Below are 10,761 nucleotides of genomic sequence, written 5' to 3'. Positions count from 1 at the left end.
GCCGGCACCAGGGTCCGCACCCCGAACGTGTCGGTGACGATCAGCGACCGGATCCGGGTCACCGAACCGACCGGCAGTTCCAGCGGGACCAGGAAGTGGTCATTGGCGTAGGCCAGGCCGTACTCCAGCACGAACATCCGGGCCAGGTCGGTGGCGCCCGCCCCGACCTGGGCGAGGTTGACCCGGGAGTCCTCCATCTCCCAGAACCGGGTCGACGGCATCCCGGCGTAGCCGACCGGGGTGGGCAGGGTCACCCGGACCAGGTCGGTGCTGGCCGGCTCCGCCTCCAACGTCGCCGCCGGATCGAGGTCGAAGTGGTACCAGTCGAGCCGGTCGCCGTCGTACTCGGCGGCGGTGAGCACGGTCTCCCCGTCCACCCCGGCGGCGGCCACCGCGAAGTCGTACTCCATCCGTTCCCGCTGCCAGGCGCCGCCGGTCAACCCGGCGGTCCCGGCCAGCGGGTGGAAGTCCGCCGGTGGCCAGGGTGGTGTCGCCGGCCGGGGGTCCACCCCCGGGGAGATCACCGCCGGTAGTTGGAGCAGGTAGCCGTCGGGCGGGCCGGCGGGCCGGTCCGGCACACCGAGCCAGGTCAGCCAGGCGGCCACGGCGGCACGCAGTGCGGTGAGCCGGTCCGCCGGCACCGACAGGTCGGCCTCCAGGGTGCCGGCGGCGCACGCCCGCAGCAGCCGGTCGCCGTGCGGTACCCGGCCGGCGACGATCCGCAGGTACCCGGCGGTGGCGGGATCGGCAGCCGACGGGGCATCCGGCGGGACCGCCGGCACCGGGTACCGGGCGGTCACCACCGGGGCCAAATCCGCGGCCCCGGCGCCGCCGAGCAGGCGCAGGAACTGCTGTCCGGTCTCGACGGCGAAACGCAGGTCGTCGGTGGTGTCGATGCCCTCCCGCTCGACCAGCGCCTCCAGGGGCGTGCCGGGCGGCAGGTCGACCGCGCTGGCGGTAGCCGTCCCGGGCCGGTAGCGGGTCATCGGCGCCACCTCCGCCTGTACCCGGGCCAGCACCGGGGACCCGGCGTCCTCCCCGGTGAACTCGCCGAACTGCCACTGCCGGGCCAGCAGCCACAGCGGGTCGGCGGTCCGGGCCTCCAGGGCCGGGCTCAGGTCGGCCCGGCGGGTCCGGGGCTCCAGCCGGGTCCAGGTGGTCACCGACGGCACGGTCTCCGGTCCGGTCGGCACGGTCTCCGGTCCGGTCGCGGCGGACGGGGGAACGTCCACGGTCGCCGCCGTAAGGACGTCGCCGAACTGGCTCATCGGGTCGCCTCCAGGGTGGACGGCAGGGGTGCCGCGTCGGGTACGAAGTCGGTGCTGGCCGCCGGCTCGGCGACGTTGGTGGGCAGGTAGAACGCCGGCAGGAACTGGCCACCGGCACCGAGCGAGTCGAGGTCGGTGACCCGGGCCACGGCCAGGTCCAGGGCCTCCTCGAGCACCTGGGCGAGTCCGGCCGGCTGCCAGGTCTCCGCGCCGTCGGCGCTGACGCCGAGCAGGACCGCCTGCGGGGCGGCGGCGGCCGGGGCGTCGTACTCGAAGGTGAGGCCGGTGCGTACCCGACCGTCGGGTACCACCTCGGTCCACTCGTCGACGAGCAGCCCGTGCACCGGCTGCTGCGGGTCGACGTCGCCGAGACCGACCAGCACCAGCGAGACCGGCTGGGTGTCGGCGGCCGGCGCGGTCTCCCCCACCCACCGGTCGTTCGGCCGGTACGGCAGTTGGGCCACCCGGATCCGGGCCGGGGCCTGCACCGCGCCACCGGCGCCGAGCGCCTCGGCGAAGGTGAGCACCTCCTGAAGCCGGCCGACCGCCGGGCGGACCCGGCCGTACCGGGCCAGCCAGCGGCGCACCGGGTGCGGTGAGCCGCCCTGGAGGCTGTCACTGGCCGCCAGGGCGGTGCCCAGGGCGGCCGGGTCCGGGGCCCGGGTCTGCGACAGCACCGGCAGGTCCGGCCCGAGCAGCGCCCGGACCCGGGCGGTGTGCAACTCCCGGCGCTGCTCCGGCGGCGCAGTCGGATCGTCGAAGTCGCTGGCCGGTACGCAGGTGCAGGCGCCTTCGGTACAGGGGGTCCGGTTACGCAGTTCGGCCACCAGCCGGCAGTGCGCGGCGATCCGGCGGTGCAGGTCACCGACGGCGTGCCCGATCACCTCGGCCAGGGTCGTCCCACCGTCCGGCTCCGGCGGCGGATACACCCCGACCACCCCGAACCCGGCGGCGGTACGCAGCAGGTTCCGTACCGTGCCGGCGGGGTCCGGACCGGCCGGGTCGGCGGCGTCGAGCCCGGCGGCGGTGGTCCGGGCGAGCTGCCACAGTTCGGTGGCCTGTTCCCGGGTGGCGGTGTCGACCTGCACCGGTGCCTCCGGGTCGACGCCCAGGTCGGCGGCGAGCAGTTCCCGTCCCCGGCCGAACAGGTCGCGCAACGCGGCGACGGCGGTGAGGAACTCGCCGACGCTGATCCGGTCGGCCGGCCAGCCCGGGTCCCGGTCGTAGTCCAGTTCCAGCCGCCAGCCGGCGGTCACCGTGGTCGGGGCCAGCGCGGTCCAGCTGGCCTCCCCGATCCGCCGGTCCAGGTCGGTCTGCTCCGGCCGGCCGGGGTGCGGCGGACCGGCGACGTGGTCCACGGCCGCCGCCTGCAACCGGTCCAGGCTGCCGGGCACCCAGCCGGTGGTTGCCGAGCCGTCCGGCGCGTGCCAGCGCGCCCGCCACCACACCCGTCCCGCCGACGGCAGCAACGCGGCGGTCAGCGCGTCCACCGCCGCCGGGACGACCCGGGGCTGGTGTTCCCGCGCCACCGGCCAGTCGACCCGGCGGCGGTCGAACCGCCCGTCCAGGTTGGCCAGCAGGACGACCCGGTGGGTGACGGTGACCCCGTCGGCCGGGGTACGGGTCACGTGCAGTTCGGGCGGGCTGCCGGCGGCACCGGAGAGGACGTCCGTCGCGGCGGCGGCCCGGTTGGCGTCCCCGGCGGCCAACTGGTGGACCCCCTCGGCGAGCAGCACGTCGGCGACCGCGTCGACCAGGTCGGCCAGTTCGGCGAGGACCTGCTCGACGGCGGGCCGGTCCGCCCCCGGCAGAGCGTCGAGCAGGTCGGTGAGCGCGCCGGCCCGGTGCAACCGGTGCAGTTCCAGCCCGTCGGTCACGGCGGTGGACTCCTCGACCGACGCGATGGTCACCGTGTCGTCGGGGGCCGGGTCCACCCGGTGGGCGCGGACCGGGGCGACGGCCCGGAACGTCGGTACGTGCTGGTCCAGCGGTCCCTGCGGATGGTCGTGCAGGCCGCGTTCGAAGCGGTACCCGAGCAGTTCGCCGAGGGCCTGCCCGGAGCGCATGCCGGCGAGCAGCTGCCCGGCCAGCCGGACCCGCCGCGACGACAGGTCCACCGCGGCCGGGTTGTCGTCACCGCCGCCGTGGGACCGCCAGGCGCTGCGCAGCACGGCTGCGGTGACCGCCTGGGCCGGGGACGGGGCGTGCACGTGTCCCGCGTCGGCGGGCGCCGCGACCAGGGTCGCCGGGGCCGCCGTGGCCGGTACGTGCGCGGGCCGGTCGACCAGGGTCGGCGGGGGTGCCGGGCGCAGGTCGGTGACCCAGCCGTAGGCGCCCACGTGCACCCCGTCGGGGGTGCCGACGGGCCGGGTGGCGGTCAGCCGGTCCAGCCGGCCGGTGGCCAGCGAGGTGATCCAGGCGTCCAGCCGGTGCGCGGTCAGCCCGAGGGTGCCGCGTACGTGCCGGTCCAGGTCGGCCGGGTCGAGCGGGTCCGGGTCGGCCAGCGCGGTGGACAGGTCGGCCAACGCGGCCCGGAACTCCCGCAGGTCGGCGGTGACCTGCCGGCGTACCGGGTCGGTGCCGGGGTCGGCGGCGAGCAGGTCACCGACGGGGACACCGGCGCCGGGCACGGTGACCGCCAGGCGGCGACGCAGCGTGGCGGTCACCTCGTGCGGGCGCACGTCGACCAGTTCGGGTTCGGGGATCTCGGCGGCGGCCGGCAGTCCCACGGCAGCGGCGAGCAGATCTGCGGCGGCGGAGTGCTCGGCGATCAGCGCCGCCCGCAGCAGCCGGTGGAACAGCGGTACCGGCCCGTCCGGGGTGGGCCGGTCCGGTACCTGGTCGCCGCGCAGACCGACGGCGGCCAGCGCGTCGAGGTACGCGCGGATCCGGCTGCCCTGCGCCGGGTCGGGCTCGGCCAGCAACGGGGTGCCCAGGGCGAACGCCTCCCGGGCGAAGACCGCCAGGGAGAGCCGGGGGTCGACCGGGCCGCCCAGGCCGAGCGCGGCCAGCAGGGCCCGACCCGGTTCGACGACCTGCTGACGCCAGGCCGGCCCGAGGTCGAGCCGGGCGAACCGCCACAGCCAGCTGACGTACTCGTTGCCGAGCATGCTGCGGGCCCGGACCTCCAGTACCCGGGCGTCGGTGGCCAGGATCTCCAGCATGGTCCGTTCCGGGTCGGCCAGGCCGGGGGTGATGCGCGGGGCCGGGGCGGCGAGCCACACCTGCTGCCACAGGTTGCGCAGCACGGTGACCGCGCGCTGTTCACCCGGGCCGGTGGGCTGCCAGCCACGCAGCGCGGCGACCGGCAGCAGCCCGTAGGGCTGGGCACCGATCCGCAGGGTCGGCAGTGGCCCCTCGGGATGCAGGTGGTCCACGAAGTGGTCCCGCAGCTGCCGCTGCTCGGTGGGGGTGGCCACCGGCAGCAGGTGCCGCAGCATGCTGCCCGGTCCGGCCGGCCAGAGCACCCGGCGGACCAGCCGGGCCACCGGCCGTTCGTCCCGGGCGGCGTCGGCGGCGCGGGCCAGCGCGGTCGGGGCGTCGGCGCGGGCCGGGCGTCCCCGGGTGGTGGCCAGCAGGTCGCCGGGCGCCGCGAGCAGGGGTACGCCGAGCGCCCGGCTGGTCAGCGCGGCGGCGGTCGTCACGGTCGGCCCGGTGCCGCCGGGTACGGCGTCGACGCCGGTGACCGGGGTGACCGGGGCCTGGTCGGCGACGGTGACCGCCTCGGTGTTGTTGGTGGGGGTGCCCGGGGGCAGGAAGGCCAGCCCGTCGGTGGCGGCGTGTGCCTCCAGCAGCCGGGCCAGGTCCGTCGCCGCGATCTCGGGTGCCCGGTCGGCGTCGACGCCGAAGACCAGCAGCCGCTGCACCGGCCGGGGGCGGCCGTCGGTGCCGGCGGGTACCGGCACGGTGAAGGCCATCCCGGCGGCCGTGGCGGTCGCGTGGTCCACCATCCAGCGCATGCCCGCGTCGACGGGGACCGCCTCGGGGTCACCGGTCGGCGGGGCGGCGGCCCCGGTGGCGGACGGGTCGGGCCCGGCGGCCAGGTCCCGGGTGACCGGGGTGGACGCGCCGGTGAACAGGGCGCCGTCGACGGTCCGTCCGACCGCGTACCAGCGGGTCGGCAGCAGCCGGACCCGGGCCGGGCGGCACCAGGGCGCCGGCCGGTCCAGCGGGTCCGGGAGGTCCCCGGTGACCGGGTCAGGTTCCATCACCCGGGCGATCCAGCCGGCCCGGGCCGCGCCGAACTGCCGGACCAGGGTGGTCCAGTCCGTGCCGTCCGGCGGCCGGGGGGTGGTACCGGTCGGTCCGCACCAGTAGACCCGGCCGGCCTGCTCCTCCTGCGCGGTCAGCTCCGGCTCGTGGCTGTCGATGTGGATCTGGTCGGGGTACACCCGGATGTGCAGGGTGCTACCGGCGAACCGGGTCTCCAGGCGGACCGGCAGCAGCACCACCGGGTACCCGGTGGAGAGGCTCCACGGCTGGTCGGTCAGGGCGGTGGACAGGGGTACGGGCGAGGTCATGGTGAGGTCTCCGGCGGGGGCAGCAGGTCACTGGCGTGGCGGGCGAGCATGACGGGCCGCTGGAGCACCACCCGGGCCATGTCGGCGGCGTTGCGGCCGAACCGGGCGCCGTCGAGGGTGACGTCGAGCAGGTTCGGCGCGTACGGGGACAGCCGGGTCGCCCCGGCGGGCAGCAGTCCCCAGTGCAGGTCGTCCCAGTGCGGGCCGGTCCACGGCGGTGGGCTCGGCGGCGGGGTCCAGTCGTCCGGTTCGGCGTCCAGGCCGAACCGGGGTGCGGTGGGCTGTTCCCGCAGGACGAAGAACCAGCCGGGGTCACCGCTGTGGTCCGCCGCGCCCCGGGCCGTGGCGGCGGTGTACGGGAAGCCGAACAGCAGCAGGTCCGGGGAGAGTTCGGCGTGGAAGGTGGGCAGCACGTCCCCGCCGGTGGGTTCCCGCAGGGTCGGGCCGGTCCAGCGGGCCCGACGCATGGTGACCACGGTGGACGGGAAACGCCGCAGCACCTCGCCCCGCAGCACCAGCACCAGGTTCCCGTCGCCGGCGGCACCAGCGCCGGTCAGGTGGCTGCCGAGCGGGCCGCGCCGCCAGGCCGGGTCGGTCAGCGGCGGGATGTCGGTCGACGGGGTGCCGGCGTCGTACCCGTCCCAGAACCGGCGGAACCAGGTGTGCCGGGGGTCGGTCGGGAAGCCCCGCCAGAGCATCTCCCGGCTCATCTCGTGGTTCAGGCCGACCAGGTACGCCTCGACGAACCGGGGGTTCACGGCGAGGGCGGTCATCGTCTCCGGGGCCACCGCCGGCAGGTTCGGCACGATGTGCTCCTGCGACAGCTCGCGCAGCAGCTCGTAGGTGGGTACCTCGAAGGTGAGTCCGGCGAGCAGCCGGCGCAGCGGGTCACCGCTGTCCGGCAGTGCCGCCGCCAACGTCGTCCCGCCGACCGTCAACCCGGCCAGCACCTCACCGGGTACGGCGGTCTCCGGTCGGACGGTCTGCCGTACCGCGGCGGCGGCCACGGCCAGGGGTACCCGGGGTGGACGCGGGTCGGCGGCGAGTGCCTGGGCGGGTGCCAGGCGGTCCTGGTGGTTCGCGGCGGCGCCGAGGAAGGTGTCCCCCATCAGGGCCCGGTCGGCCACCAGGTCGGCCCGCAGGTCCGCGACGAGCAGCGCGCAGCCGCGTCCGGTGGCGGCGTCGGCCGTGCCGGCGACGACCTGCGCCGGACTCCAGATCACCGGGACACCCGCAGGGTCCAGGTCGAATCCGACCCGGGTGGTGAGGGTGCCCTGCCGGGACCGGTGGGCCACCACCAGGTCGGGTCGGCGGGTACCGGTGATGTCGGCGACCGCGACACCGGCACCGGTACCGCCGGCCACCGCCGCCTCGTCGGGGACCGGCCGGGGGTCGGTCCACCCGCTGTCCGGGATCCGGCCCCGCCGGTTGATGCCCCGGCCGGTGCGGTAGCGGGCCACCGGGGTCCCGGCGGGGTCGGTGCCGGCGACGAAGACGAGCAGGTCCGGGGTCAGGTCCCCGGTCATGTCGACCACGTCGAGGCTGAGCGAGCCGACCGTGCCGAAGCTCCCCGGGACGGGCCGGGAGTCCGTCCAGCCCCGGGTGGCCACGCCGGCGGCGTCCAGCGCCCAGCCGACCCGGTAGCAGACCTGCCGGACCGTCGTCCCCGGTGCGATCCGGGTGTACCCGACGACCAGTTCGGGCAGCCCGTCGCCGTCGAGGTCGGCGACGGTGGCGGCGAGCCCGACCGCGTTGCCGCTGACCGGGTCGGGCAGCGGGTGCGGGCCGGTCCAGCCGCCGGTGGCGGTGCCGTCGGCGGCGATGCCGGTGCCCACCCAGTAGACGAGTCGGCGGGTACCGGGGAGGTCGCCGGGCAGTAGCGCCACCGCGAACACCTGGGCCGGCCGGTTGGCGGTGGACATCCGCGCGGTGATGGTGGTGGCGACGGCCGGTACGCCGGTGAGCGGGCCGCCGACCGCCGGGGCGGGGCTGGTCTCCCGCAGCCGGCCCTCCTCGTCGAGGTGGTGCACGGCCTGGAGGCGGAACCGGCTGCCGGCGCCCTCGTCGACGGTGTGGCCGACCAGCAGCGACGTCAGCAACCCGATCCGGGGTGCGAACCGCAGGTCGGCCGGGGCGGGGGCGGTGTCCGGTCCGGCGCCCCGCCGGTCGGCCGGGTGCCCGTGGTCGAGCCAGCCGGAACCCTGGTTGCGCCAGCTGTACGAGACCAGCCGGCCGTCGGCGCTGCGCAGGAAGACCTCGCCGTCGCGTTCGTCGCCGACCACCGGGCCGGGCCGGTTGGGCGCGAGGCCGCCGTCCGGCCGGCCGATCTCGCCCCACCACCGGTCGATGACCCCGGTCCCGTCGTTGTGCCACTGGTAGCGGCCGTAGAGCCGCAGGTCCGCCGGGTCGGCGTCGGGTCGGGCCAGCACCAGGACCACCGCCGACTCGTCCTGCCCGAACGGGCCGACCTGCTGACCCAGCGAGACGATCGGCAGGTTCTGGGCGCCGCCGGTGACGCTGACCCGGCCGTGCTCCCGGACCGACGGCCCCATGCCGGTGGTGTACCGCTCGACCAGCACGCCGGTCGGCGTCAGGTACGACAGGCCGCCGTATCCGCCGGCGGACGGGTGGGGCAGGGCGGCCGGGGAACCCCACACCGGCGGCGCCCCGGTCGGCCCGGCCGGCGCCCACTGGCCGGTGTACACGAAGAGCCGACCGGTGTTGGTGGCGACGAAGACACCCTCGGCGACCGGCCGGGGGGAGCCCCACAGCCGCTCCCCGGTGGTGAGCGTCGGGCGGCCCAGCGACGACCACGTCCCGCCGGTGGTGTCGTACCGGTACAGGTCACCGCCGGCGCCGAGCAGGAAGAGGTCGGTGCCCCGGGCGGTGGGCCGGCTGGCCGTGCCGCCGGGCGGGCTGCCGCAGTCGCGCCACACCCACCGGTCGCCGTCCCAGCGGCGCTCGTACAGCCGGCTGTCGTGGGTGCGGACGTAGACCCGGTCCGGGGCGACGGCGGCGGCGGAGGTGGCGACCGTGGCGTCGGGCGGGGCCCCGTGGTCCCGCCAGGCCCAGGCCCCGTCGAGCCGGCGGTACTCGAACAGCCGCCCGTCCCCGCCGGCCAGGAAGAACCGGTCGGCGCCGAGCAGGTCCCCGCCGTTGCTGGCCATGGTGGTCACCGGGTCGTCGGCGGCGGACACCAAGGCGGCGGACACCAGGGCGGCGGGCGCCACCGACGCGGTGGTACGCCACCACGGGTCGGCTGCCTCGATCACGGTCCGGGTCAGGTGGCCGATGCCCTGTCCGGTCGGTACCAGTGTGTTGAAGACCGTGCCGCCGGCCGGGATGCGGGCCGGCGGTACCGGGCTCGTGCCGTCGGCCAGTCGGCGCAGCGCGGCCGACGGTGCCGTCGCGGTACGCAGCCGGCGGGCCAGCGGACCACGGGGCCGGGCCAGCCGACGGAACGGCGCGCTCGTGGCGGCCCGGGCGCCCTCGTTGCCGTCCAGCAGGTCGTCCACCGTCGGGGCGGCGCCGGTGGACGCGCTACCGGCAGCGGCGGACGCGACGGCGGGCGGGGTCTGCGCCAGGTCGTGCACCGGGCGGGTCACCGCGACCAGTTCGTGGTCGGCGAGGGCCCGTCCCGGCGTGTCCGGGTCGACCCGCCGGGTGAACAGGGCCGCCGCGCTGTCCCGGCTGGCCTGGCCCCGGCGCAGCCGCTGGTTGACCGCCCGCAGTTCGGCGGCGCGGGCCCACGCGGCGGCGGCCAGTTCCTCCTGGTGCTGCTGGATCACCCGGGTACCCAGCGCGGCAGCCGCCCGGTAGCGCGGGTCGAGGTTCAGCCCGGCCAGCCAGCGGGGCTCCGTACCGTCCGGCGGTACGTGTCCCTCCTGGAGGTGGACCTCCCCGTACAGCGGTGGGGTGAGCCGGTCCCCGACGTGCTCCAACAGTTCGGCCATCCGGGCCTGCCACGGCCCGGCGACGGACGGCTGCCAGGCGGTCGGGGTCATCGCCGGTGAGGCGAGCGCCCCCTCGAAACCGAGCACCGAGCGCCCCTCGACGCCGGGTGGCTCGATGGCGGGCAGACCACCACCGGCGGCGCCGACGTCCACCGGTCGCCGACCCACGTCCACCGGCAACGGCCGGGCCCGCAACCGGCGGGCCAGCGACTCGAAGTCACCGTCCGGGCCGGTCCGGAACGTCCAGTGGTGGTACACCGGCAGGGTCAGCGGCGCCTGCGGGTCGTCGACCACCGGGGAACCGGGTCCCCAGGCGGGGAGCAGCGGTCCGGTCGCCACCGGCATGCCGAGCCCGGTCCGTACCCCGGCGTCGAAGGCCGGTACGACGGCGGCCAGGTAGTCGGTGTCCGGATCCAGCCGGCGGGGGCAGACCAGCCGGGACAGGGTGCGTTCCGGCGCGGTGGCGATCACCTCCGCGACGTCCTCGGTCTCCTCGACGACCAGCACCTGGGCGTGTGCCCACGCCCACGACTCGGTGAGGTGGGGCAGTTCACCGACCACGGTGTGCAGCCGGGGCAGCGGTTGACCGGGTACCTGCTCCACCCGGCCGCGCGCACCGGCCGGTACGACCACCAGCACCAGCCAGGGGCGCAGCCGGCCCTGGCTGTCCGGGCTGGCCGGGGTGTGCAGCCACGGCAGGTCGGGCCGGTCGAACTCGACGGCGGCGAAGAGTGTGCCGTCGGCGTTGTCCGTGCCGGGTGCCGGGTGGCTGCGGATGACCTGCTGTCCGGCCAGGCCGGTGACGTCGCCGGGTCCGTGCAGCAGGGCGGCGGCGGTACCGACGACGTCCACCGGTTCGTCCTGGCCGGGCCCGGTGCCCTGCGCGGTGACCGACAGGGACACCTCGGGACGGTGCAGCGGCAGGGCCCCGGAGAGCGGGTCGGATGCGGCGATCAGGCGGGCGACGCCGTCGCGTACCCAGGGCAGGAAACGGAGACCACCCATGGTCAGGACACCTTC

2 protein-coding genes and 1 pseudogene are annotated in these 10,761 nt (G+C 76.7%); all 3 read right to left on the bottom strand.

Features of this window, described 5'->3' with window-relative positions:
• Window positions 1–1,268 (bottom strand): annotated as a pseudogene (locus GSF22_RS24200) (hypothetical protein); the annotation flags it as partial.
• Complete coding sequence (locus tag GSF22_RS24195) at window positions 1,265–5,788, bottom strand: hypothetical protein (RefSeq protein ID WP_208816032.1); 4,524 nt, start codon at window positions 5,786–5,788, stop codon at window positions 1,265–1,267. The gene GSF22_RS24195 and the pseudogene GSF22_RS24200, both read right to left, overlap by 4 nt.
• On the bottom strand, window positions 5,785–10,746 hold the full coding sequence (locus GSF22_RS24190; RefSeq protein WP_208816031.1) for a hypothetical protein: 4,962 nt from the start codon (window positions 10,744–10,746) through the stop codon (window positions 5,785–5,787). The genes GSF22_RS24195 and GSF22_RS24190 overlap by 4 nt, the downstream gene beginning before the upstream one ends.
• Window positions 10,747–10,761: the final 15 nt, after the last annotated feature.

It is taken from the genome of Micromonospora echinofusca, from assembly GCF_017614955.1.
Taxonomy (GTDB): Bacteria; Actinomycetota; Actinomycetes; order Mycobacteriales; family Micromonosporaceae; genus Micromonospora; species Micromonospora echinofusca_A.
The sequence above is the reverse complement of the archived record's forward strand: the minus strand, read 5'-3'. Positions and strand labels throughout refer to the sequence as shown.